The sequence below is a fragment of the Kitasatospora sp. NPDC093679 genome (assembly GCF_040683455.1).
GTDB classification, from domain to species: Bacteria; Actinomycetota; Actinomycetes; order Streptomycetales; family Streptomycetaceae; genus Kitasatospora; species Kitasatospora arboriphila.
Window position 1 is genome coordinate 170,185 of the sequence record NZ_JBFBDW010000008.1, and the last position, 22,999, is coordinate 193,183.

Annotated in this window: 18 protein-coding genes and 3 tRNA genes; 10 read left to right on the forward strand and 11 right to left on the reverse strand. The window is 75.7% G+C overall.

Going from position 1 to position 22,999, the window contains the following annotated elements; genetic code table 11:
- Window positions 1–395 precede the first annotated feature (395 nt).
- The 4 genes from AB0O09_RS09955 (at window position 396) to AB0O09_RS09970 (ending at window position 3,176) form a co-directional block, all read left to right on the forward strand.
- Entirely contained in the window at window positions 396–536 is a 141-nt protein-coding gene (locus AB0O09_RS09955) for a hypothetical protein (RefSeq protein ID WP_179419212.1), read from the forward strand.
- A 62-nt stretch (window positions 537–598) separates the two neighbouring features.
- Window positions 599–892, forward strand: coding sequence for a Dabb family protein (locus tag AB0O09_RS09960; protein ID WP_344624985.1), 294 nt, complete (start codon window positions 599–601; stop codon window positions 890–892).
- Window positions 893–1,221: 329 nt separating this feature from the next.
- On the forward strand, window positions 1,222–2,025 hold the full coding sequence (locus AB0O09_RS09965; protein ID WP_363541068.1) for an RNA polymerase sigma factor SigF: 804 nt from the start codon (window positions 1,222–1,224) through the stop codon (window positions 2,023–2,025).
- A gap of 356 nt (window positions 2,026–2,381) precedes the next feature.
- Window positions 2,382–3,176 carry an RNA polymerase sigma factor SigF gene (locus AB0O09_RS09970; RefSeq protein ID WP_363541069.1) on the forward strand — a complete coding sequence of 265 codons (795 nt, stop codon included), beginning with the start codon at window positions 2,382–2,384 and terminating at the stop codon, window positions 3,174–3,176.
- A 76-nt stretch (window positions 3,177–3,252) separates the two neighbouring features.
- On the opposite strand, the gene AB0O09_RS09975 is transcribed toward AB0O09_RS09970, so the two are convergent.
- A complete protein-coding gene (locus AB0O09_RS09975; protein WP_363541031.1) occupies window positions 3,253–4,092 on the reverse strand; it encodes a tyrosine-protein phosphatase in 840 nt (279 codons plus the stop codon).
- A gap of 152 nt (window positions 4,093–4,244) precedes the next feature.
- Window positions 4,245–4,442 (reverse strand): hypothetical protein, encoded by a 198-nt coding sequence (locus tag AB0O09_RS09980; protein ID WP_344624983.1) that lies wholly within the window; start codon window positions 4,440–4,442, stop codon window positions 4,245–4,247.
- Between the two features lie 166 nt (window positions 4,443–4,608).
- On the opposite strand from AB0O09_RS09980, the gene AB0O09_RS09985 reads away from it, so the two are divergent.
- Entirely contained in the window at window positions 4,609–5,574 is a 966-nt protein-coding gene (locus AB0O09_RS09985; protein ID WP_363541032.1) for an aldo/keto reductase, read from the forward strand.
- Between the two features lie 125 nt (window positions 5,575–5,699).
- Here the strand turns inward: AB0O09_RS09985 and AB0O09_RS09990 are convergent, their stop codons facing one another.
- Entirely contained in the window at window positions 5,700–6,953 is a 1,254-nt protein-coding gene (locus AB0O09_RS09990) for an SPFH domain-containing protein (protein ID WP_363541033.1), read from the reverse strand.
- A 159-nt stretch (window positions 6,954–7,112) separates the two neighbouring features.
- The gene (locus tag AB0O09_RS09995; RefSeq protein ID WP_363541034.1) at window positions 7,113–9,752 is read right to left on the reverse strand and encodes an Ig-like domain-containing protein; all 2,640 of its coding nucleotides are present in this window, start codon (window positions 9,750–9,752) and stop codon (window positions 7,113–7,115) included.
- Between the two features lie 285 nt (window positions 9,753–10,037).
- Between AB0O09_RS09995 and AB0O09_RS10000 the strand changes: the two genes are divergently transcribed.
- Window positions 10,038–10,466, forward strand: a complete 429-nt coding sequence (locus AB0O09_RS10000; RefSeq protein ID WP_363541035.1) for a globin family protein — start codon at window positions 10,038–10,040, stop codon at window positions 10,464–10,466.
- A gap of 10 nt (window positions 10,467–10,476) precedes the next feature.
- Window positions 10,477–11,676: a globin domain-containing protein gene (locus AB0O09_RS10005; protein WP_363541036.1), complete on the forward strand. Its 1,200-nt coding sequence runs from the start codon at window positions 10,477–10,479 to the stop codon at window positions 11,674–11,676.
- Between the two features lie 63 nt (window positions 11,677–11,739).
- Here the strand turns inward: AB0O09_RS10005 and AB0O09_RS10010 are convergent.
- From AB0O09_RS10010 to AB0O09_RS10020, 3 genes are all read right to left on the reverse strand, one after another.
- Window positions 11,740–11,815 (reverse strand) — tRNA-Arg (locus AB0O09_RS10010).
- Window positions 11,816–11,851: 36 nt separating this feature from the next.
- Window positions 11,852–11,927 (reverse strand) — tRNA-Arg (locus AB0O09_RS10015).
- Between the two features lie 228 nt (window positions 11,928–12,155).
- Window positions 12,156–12,246, reverse strand: a tRNA-Ser gene (locus AB0O09_RS10020).
- Between the two features lie 232 nt (window positions 12,247–12,478).
- On the opposite strand from AB0O09_RS10020, the gene AB0O09_RS10025 reads away from it, so the two are divergent.
- Window positions 12,479–15,685, forward strand: coding sequence for a PAS domain-containing protein (locus tag AB0O09_RS10025; RefSeq protein WP_363541037.1), 3,207 nt, complete (start codon window positions 12,479–12,481; stop codon window positions 15,683–15,685).
- Window positions 15,686–15,692: 7 nt separating this feature from the next.
- Here the strand turns inward: AB0O09_RS10025 and AB0O09_RS10030 are convergent, their stop codons facing one another.
- The gene (locus AB0O09_RS10030; protein ID WP_363541038.1) at window positions 15,693–16,250 is read right to left on the reverse strand and encodes a DUF4396 domain-containing protein; all 558 of its coding nucleotides are present in this window, start codon (window positions 16,248–16,250) and stop codon (window positions 15,693–15,695) included.
- An 89-nt stretch (window positions 16,251–16,339) separates the two neighbouring features.
- A complete protein-coding gene (locus AB0O09_RS10035; RefSeq protein ID WP_363541039.1) occupies window positions 16,340–17,998 on the reverse strand; it encodes a long-chain fatty acid--CoA ligase in 1,659 nt (552 codons plus the stop codon).
- Between the two features lie 189 nt (window positions 17,999–18,187).
- Between AB0O09_RS10035 and AB0O09_RS10040 the strand changes: the two genes are divergently transcribed.
- Window positions 18,188–18,946, forward strand: coding sequence for a group II truncated hemoglobin (locus AB0O09_RS10040; RefSeq protein ID WP_363541040.1), 759 nt, complete (start codon window positions 18,188–18,190; stop codon window positions 18,944–18,946).
- 19 nt (window positions 18,947–18,965) lie between these two features.
- Here AB0O09_RS10040 and AB0O09_RS10045 read toward each other — a convergent pair whose 3' ends face one another.
- Window positions 18,966–19,871 (reverse strand): DUF1906 domain-containing protein, encoded by a 906-nt coding sequence (locus tag AB0O09_RS10045; RefSeq protein WP_363541041.1) that lies wholly within the window; start codon window positions 19,869–19,871, stop codon window positions 18,966–18,968.
- 141 nt (window positions 19,872–20,012) lie between these two features.
- On the opposite strand from AB0O09_RS10045, the gene AB0O09_RS10050 reads away from it, so the two are divergent.
- The gene (locus AB0O09_RS10050) at window positions 20,013–21,107 is read left to right on the forward strand and encodes an EamA family transporter (RefSeq protein ID WP_363541042.1); all 1,095 of its coding nucleotides are present in this window, start codon (window positions 20,013–20,015) and stop codon (window positions 21,105–21,107) included.
- A 490-nt stretch (window positions 21,108–21,597) separates the two neighbouring features.
- Here AB0O09_RS10050 and AB0O09_RS10055 read toward each other — a convergent pair whose 3' ends face one another.
- The gene (locus AB0O09_RS10055) at window positions 21,598–22,962 is read right to left on the reverse strand and encodes an FAD-linked oxidase C-terminal domain-containing protein (protein ID WP_363541043.1); all 1,365 of its coding nucleotides are present in this window, start codon (window positions 22,960–22,962) and stop codon (window positions 21,598–21,600) included.
- Window positions 22,963–22,999 lie beyond the last annotated feature (37 nt).

Here is a 22,999-nt window from a genome sequence, read left to right on the forward strand (position 1 = left end):
GGCCGGGTGGCGTTCGGGGGGTGCGTTCGGGGTGCCGGAGGGGGCGCGGCCCCGGGGGAACCGGGCCGCGCCCCCGTCGGGACTCCCACCACCGGCGCCGCATCAGGGGGAAGCTGCGGCGCGCGGTCCCACAGCGGGGAGTCCCGGTTCCCTGCACCGGGGATTCCTGCCAGATCCCGCGGCACTCCTCCATCGTGCGCCACCGCCCGCGGGCGGGCACCCGTACAAAGCCCCCACTCGCGGGGACCTTCGTCCCGGGGAGTGAACGCCGCTCTCACCCGATGGGCCGTCCGGTGGATAAGCTGCGCAGCAGCAGGAGGGCGCCCGGGGAGAGCGACGGCGGCCCCGCGGCAGGGAGGCAGGCCCGTTCGATGGCTCAGGCGAAGAAGATCGGCATGTATCTCCTGCTCATCTTCGTGATCTACACGATCATCACGTCGCCCACCCGGGCGGCGGAGCTGGTGCAGTCCGGCTTCGTGGGGATCTCGGACGCCGCTAAGGCGGTCGGGACCTTCATGACCGGCCTGGTGAACTGAGCCCGGCCGGTCAGCGGCTACCGTGGCGGGGTTCGTCCACCCTTCCAGCTAGGAGCGGCATCGTGATCCGGCACCTGGTCCTGTTCAAGCTCAACGACGGCGTCCTGAAGGACGACGAGCGGGCGATCGCCGGCGCGAAGGCGTTCGAGGAGCTCGGCCCGCAGATCCCCGAGCTGCGCGAGTGGGAGTGCGGCTGGAACACCACCGTGCGCGACATCGCCTACGACTACGCGATCAACAGCCTGGTCGAGGACCGGGACGCGCTGCAGGCCTACCTGACCCACCCGGCCCACCAGGCCGCCGCGGGTCAGTGGCGGGAGTTCGCCACCTGGGTGATCGCCGACGTCGAGGTCTGATCCCCGTACAGTCGCATCGCACACGCACCACCACTCGGCCCTCCGCCCCGACCCCGGGCGGGGGGCCGCAGCACACATCGGCCGACGGCGCACTGTCAGCCAACACGCCTACGAGCGGTGCTTGCCGCCGATGTGGACGACTTGTGATGCTATGACCGGTTTTGCCTGATCTGGCGAGGTGGTGAGCACGGCCGGGCCGCCCAGGCGGCGGCCGGATCGCAGATGTCGACTCTGGGAGGGGTGACGTGTCCGTGCGGACACAGGACAGCGCGCGGGGCACCGACGGGGAGCAGTCCGCCCCGCCGCCCGCGGACAGTCTCGTCGCGGAGCTGAAGGCCGCCGGGCTGAGGGACCGCCAGAGCGGCACCCGCACCCCGGTGGACGTCCGCACGCTCACCCGGGTCCTCTTCGAGCGGCTCGCCGAACTGCCCCCGGGCGCCCCGGAACGCGAACGCGTCCGGGCCGCCCTGATCGAGATCAACATCCCGCTGGTCCGGTACGCGGCCACCCGCTTCCGCAGCCGCAGCGAGCCGATGGAGGACATCGTCCAGGTCGGCACGATCGGCCTGATCAACGCCATCGACCGCTTCGACCCGAGCCGCGGCGTGCAGTTCCCGACGTACGCGCTGCCGACCATCCTCGGCGAGATCAAGCGCTACTTCCGGGACAACGTCCGCACCATGCACGTGCCGCGCCGGCTCCAGGAGCTGTGGGTGCAGGTCAGCGGCGCGATGGAGGAGCTGACCGTCACCCACGGGCGGGCGCCCAAGGTGCCGGAGATCGCCGCCTGCCTGCGCATCCCCGAGGAGGACGTCCGGGCCTGCCTGGACGCCGGCCGGGCGTACAACGCCGCCTCGCTGGAGGCGGCGCAGGAGCACGAGGGCGGGCTCGCCCTGCTGGACCGGCTCGGCTACGAGGACTCCGCGCTCGCCGACGTCGAGCACCGGGACATGGTCCGCCACCTGCTGGTGCAGCTGCCCGAGCGGGAGCGCCGGATCATCATGCTGCGCTTCTTCGCCAACCTGACGCAGTCGCAGATCTCCACCGAGCTGGGGATGTCCCAGATGCACGTCTCCCGGCTGCTGTCGCGCATCCTCACCCGGCTGCGGACCGGCAACTCCTGGGAGGAGTGAGCCCGCCGGAAGATCGCGCCGCGTTACCGCCGTGTGACATCTCGCGACGGCCGGGTTTGCCGGGGCCGGTGGGCCGGTATGGGGGGTGGAGGGAGGGTCCGATGCGGGAACCACGCTGTGCTGGTGCCCGTTGAACAGTCAGTCACGAGGGGGTGGGGCGCGTGTCCGGAGAACCGGTCGGTGCGGTCGTCGAGGAGATCCCTGGGGAGCGGGCGGCCGGGGTGCGGGCCGTGCTGCGGGCGTTCCCGCAGCAGCAGGCCGGGGAGCAGGAGTCTGTCGGCGCACCGCCGCCCGGGGCCGCCGCAGCGGCCCTCGGTGCCACCGGCACGACGGAGGCCGCCGGGGCGGCCGGGCCCGTGCGGACGGCCGACCCGGTGGTCGGCGAGCGCCCGCTGGACACCCGGACGCTCTCGCGCTCGCTCTTCCGCCGGCTGGCGGCGCTGGAGCCGGGCGGCGCGGAGCACACCTACGTCCGCGACACCCTGATCGAGCTCAACCTGCCGCTGGTGCGCTACGCCTCGGCGCGGTTCCGCAGCCGCAACGAGCCGATGGAGGACATCGTCCAGGTCGGCACGATCGGCCTGATCAAGGCGATCGACCGCTTCGACCCGGACCGCGGGGTGGAGTTCCCGACCTTCGCGATGCCGACGGTGGTCGGCGAGATCAAGCGCTTCTTCCGGGACACCAGCTGGTCGGTGCGGGTGCCCCGGCGCCTGCAGGAGCTGCGGCTGGCCCTCACCAAGGCGGGCGACGAGCTCTCGCAGAAGCTCGACCGCTCCCCCACCGTCGCCGAGCTGGCGGTCTGCCTCGGTGTCAGTGAGGAGGACGTCGTCGAGGGCCTCGCCGTCGGCAACGCGTACACCGCCTCCTCGCTCGACTCCGCGCCCAGCGAGGAGGACGGCGAGGGCCCGCTGGCCGACCGGCTCGGCTACGACGACCTGGCGCTGGAGGGCGTGGAGTACCGCGAGTCGCTGAAGCCGCTGCTGGCCAAGCTGCCGACGCGCGAGCGGCGGATCATCATGCTGCGCTTCTTCGGCAACCTGACGCAGTCGCAGATCGGCGAGGAGATCGGGATCTCCCAGATGCACGTCTCCCGGCTGCTCACCAAGACCCTCGCCCAGCTCCGGGCCGGGCTGACCGCGGAGGGCTGACGGAGGACTGACGGGAGCCACCGGGAGGCCCGGGGCGACCGGGGGCGGCGGACGGTCCGGGCGGCGCCGGGGCGGGTCAGGCGAGCAGGTTGGCGCGCAGCCCGTCCAGTACGGCGCCGTCCAGGCCGAGGCCGTCGCGCCAGAAGTCCTCGAAGGTCGGCCAACCCGCGGCGACCTCCTCGAACGCGGCGTCGAGGTAGTTCCGGTCCGCGCGGAAGATCGGCAGCAGCAGCGCGGGCTCCTTCATCAGACCGCGGGTGCCGAAGCTGTCCACCACGTGCTCGACGATGGCGGCGGAGCGCTCGTTGGTGAGCAGGTAGTCCGCGTAGACGGTGTCGCGGTCGACGCCGAGGGCGGTCAGCACCAGGGCGGCCGCCCAGCCGGTGCGGTCCTTGCCGGCCGAGCAGTGGAAGAGCAGAGGGGTGCCGCCGGGCTCGGCGAGCAGCCGGACCACCGTGGCGAAGCGCTCGCGGGCGACGGCGTCGGTGACGAACCAGCGGTAGAGGCCGATCATCATGCCCTCGGCCCGGCCGTCGCCGAGCAGGGCGCGCTGCTTGTCGGCGTCGCGGTCGGCGAGCGCGTTGCGCAGTGCGACGTAGATGTCGAACTCGCGGGCGAAGACCGGCAGGTGGTGCAAGGTGATGCCGTCGTCGGTGGTCCGCTCGACGGTCACCGGGGTGGCGGAGAGCTCCGCGGCGGCGATCTCCGCGGTGGGCAACCCGCGGACGATGTCCGGGCCGGCCTCGCGGACCTCGTCGAGGCTGCGCAGGTCGACGATCTGGCGCAGCCCGTGGTCGGCGAGCAGGGCGAGGTCGTCCTCGCCGAGCCGGTTGAGCGCGTCCGCGCGCAGGGCGGTGCCCGGCTTGAGCACCCGGCCGTCGGCCGTCCGGTAGCCGCCCAGGTCACGGGCGTTCACGGCACCTCTGAGACCCAGACTGCGCGCGGTCTCGGTGGGCTGGGTCACGGAAGGCCTCCTGGTGCGCGGGGGACGGCGGGCGCGGGCCCGATCAGTGTAGGGACCGCGCCGCACCCCGGGGCCCGCGCTCCGGGCCGCCTGCTCGACGCCGGCTACTTGACGGCGAGCCAGACCACGCCGCCGACGACGAGGAGGGCGACCACCACCACGGCGGCGATCACACCGCCCCGGCCGGAGGAGCTGCTGCCGTAGGTGTTGACGGAGCCGGGGGCCTGCGGGGCCGGGGTCTCGTCGACGAACGCCCGGAACATCTGGGTGCTGCCGGCGGGGTCGTAGTCGTTGTCAGCCATGGCGAGGACTCTAGCCAACGAGGCCGCCCGCGGAACACCCCGGACCCCTCGGCGGGGTGATCTCCACACGCTCCCCCCACCTGCACGTGCTACGCCCGTGCGACAGGACCGTGAACTCCGGCCGGGCTCCGGAACAGCCCGCCCGCGGATCGGGTTGAACCGCGGCATGACCGACTACCGCACCGACGCCCGCCGGGTGATCCTCGGCACCTCCGACCTGGCCGTCTCGCCGCTCTGCCTCGGCGGCAACGTCTTCGGCTGGACGGCGGACGAGGCCCAGTCCTTCGCCGTCCTCGACGCCTACGCGGCGGCCGGCGGCAACTTCGTCGACACCGCCGACATGTACTCCTCCTGGGTGCCCGGCAACACCGGCGGCGAGTCCGAGACCGTGATCGGCACCTGGCTGCGCAGCCGCGGCAACCGCGACGGGGTCGTGATCGCCACCAAGGTCGGCATGCACCCGGACGCGCCCGGTCTGCGGGCGTCGAACATCAAGCGGGGCGCCGAGGAGTCGCTCGTCCGGCTGGGCATCGAGCGGATCGACCTCTTCTACACCCACCGGGACGACCCGGCGACGCCGGTGGAGGAGATCGTCACGGCGCTGGACGAGCTGGTGCGGGAGGGCAAGGTCCGCGAGATCGCCGCCTCGAACATCGGCGCCGACCGGCTCGCCGAGTCGCTGGCCTTCTCCGACCGCGAGGGCCTGGCCCGGTACGTGGCGGTGCAGCCGCACTACAACCTGGTCTCCCGCGGGACCTACGAGGGCCCCCTGGCGGGCGTGGTGGCGGCGAACGGGCTGTCCGCCGTGCCGTACTACGCGCTGGCCTCCGGGTTCCTGACCGGCAAGTACCGCCCGGGCGGCGGCGAGGTGCCGAGCGCCCGCGCCCAGGGGGCGGCCCGGTATCTGGCGGAGCCGCGGGGTCCGCTGGTGCTGGAGGCGCTGGACAAGGTGGCCGCCGCCCGCGGGGTGGAGCCCGCCACGGTGGCGCTGGCCTGGCTGGCCGCCCGGCCGACGGTGGCCTCGCCGATCGCGTCCGCCCGCACCGCCGAGCAGCTACCGCCGCTGCTGGCCGCGATCGACCTGCGGCTGGCGGAGGAGGAGCTCGCCCTGCTGGACGCGGCCTCCGCCTGAGGGTGCGTCCCCGGACGGCAGCCGCCCGTCCACGGGCTGTGGACGGGCGGCTGCCCCGGGCGGGCGGAGCGTTCGGGCGGGCGGAGCGTTCGGGCGGAGCGGGTGGCGGCGACCGGCGGGCACGGTCACGCCGGCCGCCCCTCCTTGCGTCCGGCGGGCTCCTTGCGGGCCGGCCGGACGGCCGGCGCGGGCACCGGGGCGCTGACCCCGGCCGGGGCGACGAAGGCCACCAGCAGTTGTTCCATCAGGGCGCTGCGGGCGGCCTCGTCGAGCTGGTGGGCGGTGGCGCGTTCGAGGCGGCGGACGGCGAGCGCGGCCGCCTCGACGGCGTCGTCGACCAGGACGGTCCGCAGTCCCGCGTCCAGGTCGGCGAGGCGGCGGCGGCGCATCGACTCGGCGACCTCGGGTGCGTAGTCGAGGGCGATCGGTTGGACCGAGTACACCTCCAGGCCGGCCGGGTGGGCCTCGGCTGCGAGGGCGCGGCTGAGCTCGTCGGCGAACCACTGGCCGTCCCGGAGCGCGGGGCCGGGGCCGGCGTTGGAGTCGCAGGGCAGCCGGCTGGCGGTGCGGCTGAGCACGGCGTGGATCTGTTCGCGCAGGTACGCCTCGTGCGCGGCCACCGACAGCACCGCCCGGGCGGTGTCCCGGACCCGCCAGACGACCAGCAGCCGGACGACGATCGGGGTGCCGGTGCGGTCGGTGACCGTCACCGGGTCGCTGCGCCAGTGGCGCAGCCGTACGTCGACGCGGCGGCGACGGACCAGCGGGTTGACCCACAGCAGGCCGGCCCGGCGGACGGTGCCGCGGTAGCGCCCCCAGCGGGTGAGCACCCTGGCCTCGCCGCCGGGGTTGGAGAGCAGCCCGGCCAGTACGGCCACCAGCAGCAGGCCGACGGCGGCGACGGCGGCGATCTCCGCGCCGCTCAGCCCGGTGGGCCCGTCGCGGCGCACGGCCCCGGTCCGGATGTCCGGCAGCGCCTCGAACTCGGGCAGCACGCCGGCGCGGACGAGGATCACCAGCAGTCCGGTGGTGCCCAGCAGCAGGAGCAGCAGTGCCAGCCAGCCGGGCAGCGCGAAGGCGTGCCGTTCGCGCAGCGCCTGGTCGACGCGGGGCGGCCGGCGGGTCGTGGTGGTCTCGGTGTCCGGGTCGGCGCGGACGGGGGTCAGCTGGCGGGTGGGCGGGTCCTCCGGCGCCGCGGCCCGGGAGGTCCTGCCGGGGCCCGGGGCGGTGAGGCCGCCGCTGTCGGCACGGACGGGCTGGGCCTTGCCGGTGGCGGCGGCGGATCCGGCCGTTCCGGCTCCGGGGCCGCCCGCCGCCGGGTCGGGCGGGCCGGCGGGCCGGGGGGCGGGTCGTGGCGATGAGTCGCGGGTGACGTCCATGCACGGTCCTCGGGTTCGGGTGCGGCAAGGCGGGGCGGCCGGATCGGGCGAGGGCGGCCCGCACCGGATTCCAGGCTAGGTCGACAAGTCATCAAATGAGACATTTCGGGCGCGCTGGGCGTGTCGAATCCCCACCCCACGCGATGAACTGACGATGCATCATCTCTTGCGGCGACTGCCCGGACCGCGGGCGAACACCCGACGCAGCAGCAGTCCGGCGGCCGCCAGACACGCCAGGCCTGCCAGGCCCGCGAGCAGGCCGCCGTGGGCGGCGAGCGCCCGGCCCGCGGCGGACACCGGCCCCCCGGCCGGACGGTGCCCGGCCTGCGGCGGCACCGCACGGACCCGGCCGGACGGGTCAGTCCCGGCCCCGGCGGAGGGCGCCCCCGGGTCGGCCGCGGGCGGCGAAGCGGCCGGGGTGCCCGCCTCGGCCACGGGCGGGTCACCGGCCGGGGCGCCGGCGACGGGCGGCGAAACGGCCGGCGGGCTCCCCGGCTGCGGGCTCGTCGGCTGCGGGGACGCGGCGCCGGGCGACGACGGTACGGACGGGTCGGTGGCCCCGGGCGACGGGGCGGGCTCCACCGCGACCAGCACGGTCACCGGCTCGCCGGCGGTGCTGTTCCCCGCACGGTCGGTGGCGGTGGCGACCAGTGCCCGTTCGCCGTCCGGCGCCGCATGCCCGGCGGTGCAGGACCAGGCGCCGTCCGCACCGGCGACCCCGCTGCACAGGGCGATCCGCTCGCCGCCGCCCGTCTTCGGGCCGGCGGTGACGGTGACGGTGGCCGCGGCCTCCGCCCGCCCGGCGAACCGCGGGCGGGACCCGACGGCGGCGCCGGCCTTCGGTACCTCCAGGAGGGGGCCGGCGGGTGCGATGGTGTCCACGGTGAGCGCCGTCTCGGTGCCGCGAGCGGTGTTCCCCGCCGCGTCGGCCGCGGTTCCGGTCAGCCGGTGGACGCCGTCGTCGAGGCTCTCCACCGGCAGGCAGGACCAGGTGCCGTCCGGCCCGACGCCGGTGCTGCAGAGTTCGCCCGCGGCCCGCGGGGTCCTTCCGGCCTCGGTGACCGAGACGGTGCTGCCGGGCTCGCCGGTGCCGGTGACGAGCAGGCCGGGGTCGTTGGTGAATGCGGGTAGCGTGAGCGCGGGGGCCGCCGGCGGAGCGGTCTTGACGGTCAGCCGGACGGCTTCACTGCGGAGCGCGGCGCCGGCGCGCGTGGTCGCCACCGCGGTCAGCGTGTGCTCGCCGTCGGCCAGCGCCTGTCCGGGGCGGCAGTTCCAGCCGCCGTCCTGGGCGGTCGCGGCCGTGCAGAGGGTGCGGTCGCCCTCGGCGACGGCCACGCTCGCCCCGGCGGGGGCGGTGCCGGCCACCTGGGGCCGGACCTCGGCGGTGACGGTGCCGTCGACCGGCGCGGAGAGCTCGGGGCGGGCGGAGCCCGCGGCGAGCCGGATGCGCTGGTCGACGACCTGTCCGGAGTCGGCGAAGCCGCCCGCGGTGACGAGTTGTGAGGCGTCCCGGGCGATCCGCAGCCGGGCCCAGGTCTCCCCGGCGACCACCTTGCCGGTGACCGCCCACTCCAGGCGGGCGGTGGTGGCGCCCTGCGGGACCTCCGCCTGCACCCGCTCCAGGGGGTCGAAGCGGCCGTTGCGGTCGAAGTCGACCCAGCCGGCCAGGACGGCCGGACCTGCGCCGGGTGCGACGGGCACGTCGACCCGGTAGTAGTCGCCGGTCGCGGCCTCGGCCGGGAAGGCGAGGGTCGGGTCGGCGCCCGGGTACTCGCCACGGCCCGGGCCGGTGCGCGGCGGGACGGGGCTGGCCCAGAGGCTGCGCGGCCCGGAGGGGAGGAGTTCCACCAGGGGGCGGGTGGGTGCCGCCGGCTCCTCCACCCCCCCAGGTGCGCCGTCCACCGACACCGCGGCCCCCGGTGCCGCGCCCGGCCCCGTGCCGCCCGGGGCGGGCACCAGAGGCCGGGCGGCGGTCGCCGCGGCGGAGCGCTCGCGGTGCCGGTCGTCGGTCGCGTCCCGGCCGAGCCAGAGGTCGGAGAGCAGGTGGGAGGCGTTGCCGTAGCCCTGGGGCGCGGTGCCGAGCGACTCGTCGAGGGTCACCGACCAGGAGGTGTGCAGCGCGGGCGGCGGGGTGGTGGAGCCGTCCCGGGCGGTGGTCCGCCGTTCCAGGCGGAGGGTGGCGGTGCCGACGGTGCCGGTCAGTTCGAGGGTGCCGGCGCCGTCGGCGGCGGTGTCGGCCTGCCCGTCGGCGGGCGGGGCGAGTTCGTCGCCCGCCGCCGTCCAGCCCGTCCAGGGGGTGCGGCCGGCCAGGGTGGGGGTGGCGGGGGTGCCGCCGGTGGCGGTGAGCCGGACGGCGGTCGCGGTGGTGCCCGTGGCCGCGGTGGCCCGGGCGGCGAGGCCGCCCACGTGCAGCCGGGGATTGCGCATCGGCCGGGAGAAGGCGATCCGCAGCGTGCCGAGGGTGCGCCAGGAACCGTCCGCGGCGGTGCGGTCGGCGCCGATGTCGACGGTCTCGGCGGGGTCGCCGGGGTGCATCCCGTCCGCGTACACCGCGGCGTTCCCGGCCGGGCCGGCGAGGGTTCCGGGGGCCGCGGTGGCGGTGATGCCGGGGAGGGGGGAGAAGTCCAGCCGGACGGTGAGGCCGGAGGGCAGCGCCGCGGTGCGGTCCTGGTTCCAGGCGGCGGGGCTCTGCTGGGCCGGGGCCGGGGAGGCGAGTGCGGCGGGCAGCAGCAGTCCGGTGGCCGCCGCGGCCGCCAGGGCCCGGCGGGCGGGGGACGTCGGGCAAAGCCGTCGGTTCATCCGGCGCTCCTCCGCTGCCGTGGCCGGGCCGCAGCCGGAGATGACGCGGCCATAACATCCGACAAAAGCGAAGCACGTCCGACGGTCCGTCAAGATCCGACACCCGTGGGCGCGTCCCGAGGTGCACCCGATTGGTCGCCGCTCCCCCGCGGCCCCCGCCGGCACCGGCCGGACGGGCGGTTTTCCGCCACGGCGGCCGGATCGCGATCCGGTTTCCCCGGCCTTTCCGATCACCTTCCGAGGCGCCCTGTTCGACATGACGGGCCGTCAGTAGAGTCGGCGCACGTGAGCATCGACCCCATACTCGTGAAGAGCAGTTTCGCCGCCGTCGAGCCCCACGGGACCGAGGTGACGGCCTGGTTCTACCAGCACCTGTTCGAACACCACCCGGACGTCCGGGCGCTGTTCGCCGAGCACCTGGACGACCAGCAGGACCGGCTGTTCGCCGCCCTCGGCGCCCTGGTCGAACACCTGGAGGACACCGACACCCTGGTCGGCGTCCTCACCGACCTCGGCCGCCGGCACGCCAGCTACGGCGCCCTGCCGGAGCACTTCCCGGCGGTGGGCGTCAGCCTGCTCGCCACCCTTCGGCACTTCGCCGGCGACGCCTGGTCGCCGCAGGCGGAGGCGGCCTGGGCGGCGGTCTACGGCGTGGTCGCGGACACCATGGGCCGGGCACTGGTGGCCGCGGGTCCGGCCGGGGCGGACGGGTGAGGACGCTCCGGTGGCCTTCGACCCCGCGGTCCTGCGGGCCGGCCTCGCGGTGGTCGAACGCCGCGCCGACCAGCTGACCGCCTACTTCTACGCCCACCTGTTCGCCCACAACCCCGGCGTCCGCGCGATGTTCCCCGAGCGGATGGAGGAGCAGCGCGACCGGCTGCTCGCCGCGATCACCCACCTGGTCCAGCGGCTGGACGACCCCGAGCGGCTCGCCGGTTACCTCGCCGCCCTCGGCCGCGACCACCGCAAGTTCGGCGCCCGGCCCGAGCACTACCCGGCCGTGGGGGCCAGCCTGCTCGCCACCCTGCGGCGGTTCGCCGGGAACGCCTGGAGCGAGGAGCAGGAGAAGGCCTGGACCGAGGCGTGGACGGTGATCTCCCGGGCGATGGTCGACGCCGCCGCGGCCGTCCCCGCCGGGACGCCGGCCTGCTGGCAGGCCGAGGTGGTGCGGCGGCACCCCGCCGCCCCGGACGTGACGGTGCTCACCCTCGCACCCGACCGGCCCTACCCGTTCACCCCCGGCCAGTACCTCACCCTCTGCTCCCCGCGGGTGCCGCAGGTCTGGCGCCCGTTCTCGATCGGCTGCGCGCCGCGGTCCGACGGCACCCTCGACGTGCACGTCCGCCGGGTGCCGGACGGCCTGCTCTCCCCCGTCCTGGTCGACGCGGTGCGGCCGGGCGAGCGGCTGCGGCTCGGGCCGCCGCTCGGCACCGCGGTGCTCGACCCGGCGTCCCGGCGCCCGCTGCTGGCCGTCGCGGGCGGCACCGGCTGGGCCCAGGTCAAGTCGGTGGTCGAGGAGCTCGCCCGGGCGGGCACCCGGCCGGTCACCGTCCTGCTCGGCGCCCGGAGCGACGCCGACCACTACGACCTCGACGCGGTGCGCGCCCTGGTCGAACGGTACGCCCGGCTGGAGGTGGTGCTCGCCGCCCCCGCGGACGGGGCCGGCCGCGCCGAGGCGCTGGCGCTGCTGCACGCGGGCCTCGGCCGGCTCGGCGACTGCGCGGGCCGGGACGTGCTGCTGAGCGGCCCGCCCGACCTGGCACCCGCGGTGGCCGCCCGGCTGGCCGCCCTGGGCGCGGACCCCTCGCTCGTCCGCCACGACCCGGTGCCGCGGACCCTGGACCGCAGCCGGCCGGCGACGGCGGCGGAGCGCTTCCTGCAGCCGCGGGACGTCGCCTGGATCAACCGCACCGAACTGGCCTGAGCCGCCCCGGCCGGGCAGTGACGGCAACGACGAAGGCCCCGGACGGAGTCCGGGGCCTTCGGGTGGTGCGCTCAGCAGGATTCGAACCTGCAACCTCTTGATCCGTAGTCAAGTGCTCTATCCGTTGAGCTATGAGCGCCTGGGCGATCCCCTGGAGGAGCGCTGCGGCGAGTTGTGGTGCGCTCAGCAGGATTCGAACCTGCAACCTCTTGATCCGTAGTCAAGTGCTCTATCCGTTGAGCTATGAGCGCTCGCCCTGGCGGCTGGCCTCCGGGGCGGTGCGGGGACAACATTACATGACCGTCGACCGGGGGTGAAATCGATTGATCCCGGGCGCCCGCGGCGCCTCCCCGGGCCCTTCCGGAACCGGCCGCGGACGGCCCGGGGGGCGCCCCTCGGCCCGACCCCGGGCAGTCGCCGGGCAGTCCCCGGACAAGCAGAGAGCCCCGCCGGCTGTTGCCGACGGGGCTCTCACGAGGCGGAGGCTGAGGGATTTGAACCCTCGATGGGCTTTAAGGCCCAAACCGCATTAGCAGTGCGGCGCCATAGACCGGACTAGGCGAAGCCTCCTCCACCCGGACCACGACCGGAATCCCGGACGCACTCCGTGCGCAAGTGATGATGCCACAGCCCACGGGCCCGACACCAACCACCGACAACGTTACTAGGCGGGTCGTCCACAGCGCAAAGAACAATGAGATACTGCCGGGGCCCGAGGAGAGCGCGAGCCGCGAGCGCCCGCCGTGACAACCAGCCGGCGAGCCCCGCCGACGTGGCCCAAGCCGTGAGGAGACCTGTCGACGTGAGCAGCAGGCCGACCCGAGGCGCTGCTCGCCTCGCCGCGATACTCGACGCACTGCCCGACGCGCTGCTGCTGGTGAACAGCAACGGCACCGTGGTGGACGCGAACAAGGCCGCAGTGGAGGCGCTGCAGGCCCCCGGCACCTCCCTGGTCGGGCGGGGCGTGCTCGACCTCCTGCCGGAGTTCGACCCCAGCCGGATCCCCGGTTCGATGCGCCCGGCCACCACCGAGGCGGAGGGCCTGGACAGGCCCGTCCGGATGACCGCCCGGCGTACCGACGGCGGGACCTTCCCGGTCGAGGTGTCCGGCAACGACTTCACCGACGACGGCGCCGCCGCCGAGGGCCGCGGCTACGTCCCCTACGACCCGTACCGCGAGGGCTCGGGGCAGGACCTGCTGCTGCTGCTCGTCCGCGACCTGTCCGGGCGCCTCGGCGTGGAGGCGGAGCTGCGGCGGCAGCACAAGCAGACCGAGATGATCCTGCGGGCGGCCGCGGAGGGCGTGCTCGGCGTCGACCTCGACGGCCGGGTGGTGCTGGTCAACCCGGCGGCGGCGCACATACTCGACTACCGGGCCAGCGAGCTGGGCGGCCGTGAGCTGCACCCGCTGGTCCAGCACTCCCAGGCGGACGGCACCCCGCTCGCCCAGGAGGGCTCCGCCCTGATGGACACCCTGCTGTCCGGGCGCAAGCACCGGGTGCGCGGCGCCGTGCTGTGGCGCAAGGACGGCAGCCCGGTCACCGTCGACCTCACCACCGCCCCCGTCCGGGACGGCGAGCAGCTGGTCGGCGCGGTGATGACGTTCACCGACCGGACGAAGGAGCTCGCGCTCGTCGCCCGCAACGAGCACCTCACCGCCGTCCTGGAGACGGAGCTCGGCGACGCGCTCACCGCGCTGCACCGCCGGATCGACGCGCTCGCCGCGGACCCGGCCGGGCAGCTGTGGCCGGAGGCCAACTGGACGCTGCGCCGGCTCGCCGACGAGTGCCGCCGGTTCGGCACCCTGATCGAGGGCGTGCTCGCCCACCAGGCCTTCGAGGCCGACGCGGAGAGCGGGCGCACGCAGCTCAAGCGCAAGCCGGTCGGGCTGGACGCGGTCGTCCAGCGCGCCGTGGAGCACGCCGGCGAGCTGGTCGGCCCCGGGCGGGTGCGCTACTCGGTGCACGCGGCCGCCGTCGACGTGACCGCCGACCGGGAGCGGCTGGCCCGCGCCCTCGCCCACCTGGTGGCCGACGTCAGCGGCATCACGCCGTCGCTGGACGCGCCCGGGACGGGCGCGTCGCCCACCCTCGGCGTGCCCGCCCTGCCGCCGGTCGGCGGGGAGGCACCGATGGTGGTGGTCGCGGCCGCGCAGCGCGGCGAGGTCGCCCGGATCGAGGTCCGCGGGCCGGCCCGGCAGTCCAGCCCCGTCCACCTGCCGATCGCCCGCGGCACGGTCGAGCGGCACGGCGGCGTCCTGCAGCGGCACGAGCTGCCCGCCGGCGCGGGGACGACGTACGTGGTCGAGCTGCCGCTCGACCCGGCGGCGGCCCGGGCGGCGGCCGGACGGCCGAGCGTGCCCAAGGAGACCGACACCGCGATGCTGCCGGACCTCCCCGAGGTGCGGCCGGCCGAGCGGCGGGAGAACGGCCAGGCCGGGCCGGTCGGGCGCGGCTCGCAGGAGCCCGCCGACCACGACCGCAGCGGGCCCGTCCCGCTCGGGCCGATGGCGGTCGCCCCGGCCGAGCAGGCTCCGGAGCGTCCCGACCGGGCCGGCGAGGGCGACACCCCGCCGGCCGGCGTGCCGGTGGACGCGGCCGCCCGCCCGGCGGCTGACGGCTCGTCGGAGGCCGCGCCCACCGAGGAGTCCCGGCCGTCCCGGCGGCGGCGCCGGGCCGCGGCCGACGAGACCCCGGCCGGTGCGATCGCCCTGCCCGGGGTGCCGGAGCCCGGCATGCCGGTCTACCCGGGTCTGGAGAACGCCCTGCCGGCCGGCCCGCCCGTCCAGGCCGCGCCGCCCGTGCCGCCGACCGGCCGCCGCCGGCGGCTCGCGGTGCCCGCCGAGCCGGAGCCGGCCGTGGCCGACGCCGCCCCGCAGCAGCAGTCCGCGGATGCCCTGCCGGTGCCGGCCGGCGCCGCACCGGCCACGGGTGCGGAGCTCGAACCGGCGCGCCCTGCCGTACCCGAGCCCGCCGTCCCCGTCCCGGCGCAGCCGCAGCCAGTCGGCACCGGCCTGGGCGAACTGAGCCCGCCTCGGCCGCTGCAGAGCGCCTTCGCCGCGGCCTTCCCCAGTGCCTTCCCGCAGCCGGAGGCCGCCGTGAACGGCAGCCGGTCCGGTGCCCCCGAGCTGCCGGCGCTGCCCGCGCCGACCCGGCCCGCGGAGCCGGCCGCGCTGGAGCCGCGGACGCCTCCTCGGCCGCTGTCCGAGCTGGCCCCGGCCGGGGCGGCGGCCGTCCCCGCCGACGAGCCGACCGTGCTGGTGCCGGCGATCGACGGCGGCCCGCGGCGGCTGCTGGTGTGGCCCGAGCCGGACGCCTCCACCAAGCAGGCGCTGCAGGACCGCGGCTACCGGCCGGTGATCGTGCGCTCCCGGGAGGAGGTCGACGCGCAGGTGGCGGGCTTCCCGGCCGCGCTGTTCGTCGACCCGCTGACCGGGCCGATCACCCGGACGGCGCTGGAGTCGCTGCGCACCGCCGCGCTGAACCGGCGGGTGCCGGTGCTGGTCACCGCCGGGATCGGGCTGTCGGCCCGGGACGCGGCGTACGGCGCCGACCCGGCGGTGCTGCTGCGGGCGCTGGCCCCGCGGGACAGCGAGAACCACGCCCCGCGGGTGCTGCTGGTGGAGTCCGACCCGGACGTCGCCGGGGCGATGATCGCCAGCCTGGAGCGGCGCGGCATGCACGTCGAGCACGCCCCGGACGAGAACGAGGCGGTGGCCCGGGCCAGCAGCGTCCAGCCGAACCTGGTGGTGATGGACCTGCAGCGGATCGAGCGCCGCCAGCTGGGCCTGCTGGACTGGCTGCGCGCCAACGACCGGCTGCACCGCACCCCGCTGGTCGTCTACACCTCGGACGGCCTGGACCGGGAGGCCCTGCCGCGACTGCGGACGGGCGAGGCCGTGCTGTTCCTCGCCGAGCGGTCGACGACCGAGGACGTGCAGTCCAGGATCGTCGACCTGCTCGGCCGGATCGGCTCGCTCTCCGAGGCCGGTACGGTCGCCGGCGGCTGACGCCCGCTCAGTGGTGGGCGTGGGCCGCGGCGTGGCCGCGCCCGCGGGAGATCAGCCACCGGTTGACCGGCACGGTGAGGGCGAAGGCGACCGTCAGGGAGAACAGCAGGGAGGCCCAGAACAGCGGCCTGCCGAGTCCGGCGTCCATGGCGCCGGGCACCGCGACCATGACGGTGTTGTCGATCAGTTCCATGACCAGGATCGACACGGTGTCGGCGGCGAGGGCGACCTTCAGGGCCGCACCGAGCGGCAGGCCGGCCCGCCGCACCCCGTGCATGGTGAGGGCGTAGCCGAGGACGAAGGCCAGTGCGACCGAGAGCGCGACGGTGGCGCCGGTGTGCAGGCCGAGGGCGGTGCCGACGACCATGCCGAGGATCTCGCCGGCGGCGCAGCCGGTGAGGCAGTGCAGGGTGGCCCGGACGGCGGTGGACCAGCCGGAGTCGCGGCCGGCGGCCTGCTGCCCGTGGCCGTGTGCGTGGTGCTGGTGCTGGTGCTCGTGGTGCGGATGGTGCTCGTGGTGCGGGTGGGTGTGGTGCTCGGTCGGGTGGTGCGGGTGGTGCTCCATGGTGCGGGCTCCTCTCCCCTCGCGGGTTCCGTCAGACGGAACGCCATACCCCCCAGGGGTATTCCCGTGATGGGAGAGGAGCCCGTCCGTCACTCCTTGCCGAGCAGCGTGACCGCGAGGCGGTCGGCGGCGTAGTCGGCCCGGATCACCTTCTTGTCGAACTTGCCGACCGAGGTCTTCGGGACGGCCTCGACGATCGACCAGCGCTCCGGCAGCTGCCAGGAGGCGACCCGCCCGGCCAGGAAGGCGCGCAGCTCGCGCAGGTCGGCGGTGGCGCCGGGGCGCAGCACGACGGTGGCCAGCGGACGCTCGCCCCACTTCTCGTCCGGCACGGCGACCACGGCGGCCTCGGCGACCTGCGGGTGGGCCATCAGGTGGTTCTCCAGCTCGACCGAGGAGATCCACTCGCCGCCGGACTTGATGACGTCCTTGGCCCGGTCGGTGAGGGTGAGGTAGCCGTCCGCGGTGATGGTGCCGACGTCGCCGGTGCGCAGCCAGCCGTCCTCGCTGAACTTGTCCTCGGGGCGCTCCGGGTCGCGGCCGGCGCCGCCGAAGTAGGCGCCGGCGATCCACGGGCCGCGGACCTCCAGTTCGCCGGCGGCGCGGCCGTCGTGCGGCATCCGCTCGCCGCCGGGGCCGATCAGCCGGGCCTCGACGGAGGCCGGGAAGAGGCCCTGGGTGAGCCGGTAGGGCCACTCCTCCTCGGCGGTGAGGCCGCCCGGCGGCAGCGAGAAGGTGCCGAGCGGGGAGGTCTCGGTCATGCCCCAGGCGTGCACCACGTTGATGCCGTGGCGGTCCTCGAAGGCCTTCATCAGGGCGGGCGGGCAGGCGGAGCCGCCGATGACCACCATGCGCAGGCTGGAGGTGTCGTAGGAGCCGGCGTCGAGCTCGTCGAGCAGGCCCGTCCAGATGGTGGGGACGGCGGCGCTGACGGTGGGCCGCACCCGGTCGATCATCTCGGCGAGCGGCTTGGGCTGGAGGTGGCGGTCGGGCATCAGCAGGTTCGCGCCGGACATGAAGGCGGTGTGCGGCACGCCCCAGGCGTTCACGTGGAACATCGGCACCACCGGCAGGGCGGTGTCCCGGGAGGTGAGGCCGAAGCTGTCGGCGGCCATGACCTGCAGGCAGTGCAGGTAGACCGAGCGGTGGCTGTAGACGACGCCCTTGGGGTCGCCGGTGGTGCCGGAGGTGTAGCAGAGCGCGGCGGCCCGCTGCTCGTCCAGCGCGGGCCAGGGGTAGTCGGTCGGGCGGCCGGCGATCAGGTCCTCGTACTCGTGGACGGTGCCGGCGAAGCCGTCGAGCAGCGAGCGGTCGCCCTCGCCGCTGACCACGATGTGCCGGAGGGTGTCGGCGAGCTGTCCGAGCACGCCGGCGAGCAGCGGCAGCACGCTGCCGTTGACGACGACCACGTGGTCGGCGGCGTGGTTGACGATGTAGGCCAGCTGCTGGGCGGGCAGCCGCAGGTTGAGGGTGTGCAGCACGGCGCCCATCGACGGCACCGCGAGGTAGGTCTCCAGGTGCTCCGCGTTGTTCCACATCAGGGTGGCCACCCGCTGGTCGCCGGTGACGCCGAGCTCGTCGCGCAGGGCGTGGGCGAGCTGTGCGGCGCGGGCGCCGACCTCGGCGTAGCTGCGGACCACCGGGCCGGTGCCGTCCCAGGTGGTCACGGTGGAGCGGCCGTGGACGGTCGACCCGTGCGCCAGGATCCGGGCGACGGTGAGCGGTACGTCCTGCATGGTGCTGAACACGCGGGTCCTCCTTGACCGGTGGTGGGTCTCGCGGGCGCCTACTCACAAGTAGTCGCCGCTGACGTGCCGATTCTTTCTCCGGCCGGGGCCCGGTGTCAGCATCCGTGGCGGAGTTGAGACCAGCGTCTTCGGGGCCGGCCGGGCGACGGCGCGGTTGCCCCCGCCGGCGGCCCGCGCTTCAGTCGTCCCATGACCGTCGAGTACATCCGGTACCGGCTCGCCGGGCCGCAGCACCGCGCCGCGTTCGAAACCGCCTGCCGCGGGGCGGTGGCGGGCCTGGGCGGCGCCGGGGGGTGCGTCGACTACGCGCTGGAGCGCTCGGCCGGCGACCCGGACGGGTACGGGCTGCGGATCCGCTGGACCTCCGAGGAGGGGCGCCGCGAGTTCTGGGAGAGCCCGGAGGGCGGAGCCCTGGTGGCGGCGCTCGCGCCGTACGCGGAGCCGGCCGGGCTGTCGGTGGAGGAGGCCACGCCGGTGGCCGGGCGCGGCGGATCGACGCCGACGCTCTACGCCTGGGCGGGCGGGGCGCCCGCGCTGGAGCGGCTGTTCACCCGCTTCTACGAGCGGGTGGACGAGGACGAGCTGCTCGCGCCGGTCTTCGCCGGGAAGGACCCGGCCCACGCGCAGCACGTCGCGGCCTGGCTCGGCGAGGTGTTCGGCGGCCCGCCGCGGTACACCTCGGAGTACGGCGGGCACCGGCACATGGCCTCCCGGCACCTCGGCCGGGGCATCACCGAGGAGCAGCGCCGCCGGTGGATCGCGCTGCTCGCCGACACCGCGGACGAGGTGGGGCTGCCGGACGACCCGGAGTTCCGCGCGGTGCTGGCGCACTACCTGGAGTGGGGCACCCGGATGGCGGTGCTCTACTCCGGGCCGAACCCGCCGCCGCTGCCCGAGGCCCCGGTGCCGCACTGGGACTGGGGGATCACCCCGCCGTACCGGGGCTGAGCCGGGCGGGACGGCGCCCTCAGCCGACGAGCGAGTCGAGTTCGTCGCGGTCGACGGTGAGGGCGTTGCCGCCGTAGGACTCCTGGACGTTGCCGCGGTGCTGGTGGATCCGGCCGTGGTCGGTCCACAGCTCGGGGTTGAGGGCGCCCGCGCCGTCGGTGGTGTTGGCGTGGTCGTCCCAGCGGGCGTACCAGACGGCGTCCGGCAGCGGGGAGCTGCCGGCCCGCGCCGCGGCGGCGAGGTCGGCGATGCCGGACTCGGCGCTGGAGTAGAAGCCGGCGAGGTGGCCGGCGGCGTGCAGGGCCTGCGTCCAGCCGACGGCGAAGTCGGTCACGGCCTGGCTGCAGCGGCTGTCGCCGCGCGGGTACGCCTCGATGTCGAGGTAGACCGGGCTGCCGTCGCCGAAGCCCAGGGCGCGCATCGCCGCGACGGCCTCGGCCGCCTCCTGCTGCCCCTGGGCCACCGCCCTCGCGGGGTCGATGTGCCGGGGCTTGCTGCCGTTGGTGCTGCACGGCGCCTGCAGGCCGACGTGGGTGGGGATGAAGTGCCAGCCCATCTCCCGGGACTGCGCCACCCAGTCGGCGGTCAGCAGGGACTGGGTGCAGCCGCGCTGGGAGCCGCTCACGTAGATGCCGACCGCGCCGTACGGGGAGTCGTCCCACCAGGTCTGCATGGTGGGGAGCGGCGGTGCGGTGCAGGCGTCGAAGCCGGGGCCCTGGTAGAGCTCGCCGGCGGGCAGCCGGCCGCCGGCGGCGGGACCGGCGGCCGGGTCGGCCAGCACGGTGCGGGTCAGCCGCGGCGCGGCCGGGAGCGGCGCGGCGGAGGCTGCCGGGACGGGCGCGGCCGAGGCCGCGGGGACGCCGGCGGTGCCGAGCAGCAGGACGGAGGTGGCCGCGGCCAGCGCGGCGGTTCCCAAGGAGCGCACGCCACAGTCGTACTGACGGATCGTCGGACTCCGGGGTCAGGCGCGCGCCGCCCGACCGCCGATTCACCCGACCGGTGGGCCCGTCCCGCATAGTGGTAACGGGTTTGCGGCCAGGTGAGTCCTTACGTCAGACTCGGCGGCATGTCCGCTGCCAACACCTTCGAGCCGCTCCGCACGGCTCCCACCGGCGACGCCGTCGCCGACGCCTTCGCCATGCCGCCCTCCCCCAAGGGCGAGCCCGCCGGCGAGCGCGGTGGTTGGCGACGACGCGGTCCCGCCGCCGCTGCACCCCCGGACGGGGGGACGGGCACCCCCCGTACCGAACGGCACCGGCCACCGGCCGGCCGTCCCGAACGGACCACCACCCCGCAGCGGCGCCTGGGATCGATCCCGGCGCCGCTGCTGTGTGTGGCGGCCATGGTCACCTGCCAGCTCGGCATCGCCTCCTCCAAGTCGCTGTTCGGCGTGCTGGGCGTCGGCGGGGCCACCTTCCTGCGACTGACCGTGGCCGCGGTGGTCCTGCTCGCCGTCACCCGGCCGCGGCTGCGCGGCCGCAGCCGGCGCGACCTGGTCTCGGCCGTCCTGCTCGGGCTGGCGTCCGCCGGGATGACCCTGCTGTTCGCCGGCGCCACCGACCGGCTGCCGATGGGCACCGCCTCGACCATCGAGTTCCTCGGCCCGCTCGCCGTCGCCATCACGCTGTCCCGCCGGGCGAGCCACCTGCTGTGGGCGCTGCTCGCGGCCGGCGGCGTGGTGCTGCTCACCCTGCTCGGCGAGGGCTCCGGCGGCGCGGCCCTCGACCCGGTCGGCCTCGGCTACGCCTTCGGTGCGGCCGCCTGCTACGCCGGGTACATCCTGTTCACCGACAAGGTGGGTGCGGTGTTCAGGGGCTTCGAGGGGCTGGCCGTCTCCTTCACGGTCGCCGCGCTGGCCGTCGCCCCCTTCGGCGCGGCCCCGGCCTGGCACGGGCTCTCCGCCGCGCCCTCGCCCGCCCTGCTGCTGCTCGCGGTCGGCGGGGTGGCGCTGCTCTTCCCGGTAGTGCCGTACGCGCTGGAGATGACCGCCCTGCGGCGGATGCCGCAGCGGGTGTTCAGCGTGCTGGTGAGCCTGGACCCGGCGGTCAGCGCCCTGGTCGGGCTGGTCGTGCTGGGGCAGCTGCTCGGCGGGGTGCAGCTGGCCGGCATCGGCTGCGTGGTCGCGGCCAGCGTGGGGGCCACCCTGACGGCACGCCGCTGACGGTGCGCCGCCGACCGCACGGCGCCGGCGGCGGCCCACCCGCCCGGAGGACGGGCGGAACGCAGGACGGGCGGGCGGTGCCGTGGTTCGGCACCGCCCGCCCGTCGGGCTTCGGAGACCCTTTCCGTGCCCTGGTGTCCGGTGTCCTCCCGGGCGCCGCGGGCCGCTCCACCGCTCGGCGCCCCCGCCTGCGGGTGGTGCGGCCGTGCTGCTCGGCCGTCCGGGAGGACCGGCTCAGTCCGCGGCGGCCCCCGGTGCGCAGATCCGGTGCGGCGCAGTGAAGCTCCCCATGCATGTCCTCCGTGGCCGGGTTCGTCGGCGGGGCCCGCCGGAGAGAAGACTCCCGCAACAAGTCGACAAAGGCATAGCTCGACGTACCCTTTTCGCCCTTTAGCGTGATGTCGAGCCGGCTGTCCTCAGCTCGCCGCACGCCCACCGTGTCCGCCTCGGGCGCGCGGGAGCATCCGCACGCCCCTGCCGGGCGAGGTCCTCAGAGGGCCTTGCCGGGGTTGAGGATGCCGAGCGGGTCGAAGACCGCCTTGATCTGCCGCTGGAGCTCCAGCCCGACCGGACCGAGCTCGCGGGCCAGCCACTCCCGCTTGAGCAGGCCGATGCCGTGCTCGCCGGTGACCGTGCCGCCGAGGTCCAGCCCGAGCGCCATGATCTCGTCGAAGGAGGCCCGGGCGCGGGCGGTCTCGTCCGGATCGGCGGAGTCGAAGATGACCACCGGATGGGTGTTGCCGTCCCCGGCGTGGCTGACCACGCCGATGGTCAGCCGGTGGCGCTCGGCGATCGCGGCGACGCCGTCGAGCATCTCGCCCAGCCGGGAGCGCGGCACCGCCACGTCGTCGATCATCGTGGTGCCGAGCCGCTCCATCGCGGGCAGCGAGAGCCGGCGGGCCTCCAGCAGCATGTCCGACTCGGCCTGGTCCTCGGCCGGGACGACCTCGCTCGCGCCGGCCTCCCGGCACAGCCGGGCCACCTCGGCCAGCTCGGCCTCCTTGGCCGGGCCGTCGAAGGCGACCAGCAGCAGCGCCCGGGTCGACTCCGGCAGTCCCATCCGGGCCATCGCGTTGACCGCGCGGACGGTCGTCGCGTCCATCAGCTCCATCAGCGAGGGCACGTGGCCCTCCGCCATCACCGCGCACACGGCGGCGCTCGCCGACTCGGTGCTGGGGAACTCCGCCGCCAGGGCGAGCTGCGGGGCCGGGGCGGGCCGCAGGGCGACCACCGCCCGCACCACCACGCCGAGGGTGCCCTCGGAGCCGACCAGCAGCCGGGTCAGGTCGTACCCGGCGACGCCCTTGGCCGTCCGGCGGCCGGTGCTCAGCAGCCGGCCGTCCGCCAGCACCACGTCGAGGCCGAGCACGTACTCGGCGGTGACGCCGTACTTCACGCAGCAGAGGCCGCCCGCGCCGGTGCCGATGTTGCCGCCGATGGTGCAGGACTCCCAGCTGGACGGGTCCGGCGGGTAGGCGAGGCCGTGGCCGGCGGCGGCCCGCGAGAGTTCGGCGTTCACCACGCCCGGCTCGACGACGGCGAGCCGGTTGACCGGGTCGATCTCCAGGATCCGGTTCATCTTGACCATCGACAGCACGATGCAGCCGTCCACGGCGTTCGCCCCGCCGGACAGCCCGGTCCGGGCGCCCTGCGGCACCACCGGCACCCGCAGCTCGGTGGCCGTGCGGAGCACATGCCGGACCTGCTCGACGGTCTCCGGGAAGACCACCACGGCCGGCGACCCGGCCTCGCAGAACCCGGCCATGTCGTGGGCGTACGAGGCGACCACGTCCGGATCGACGGCGACCGCCGCCTCCGGGAGCCCCGACACCAGCCGGTCGACCAGATCACCCACGGCAGCCTCCGCTTCTCGCACGTCCGTCCGCTCTGCA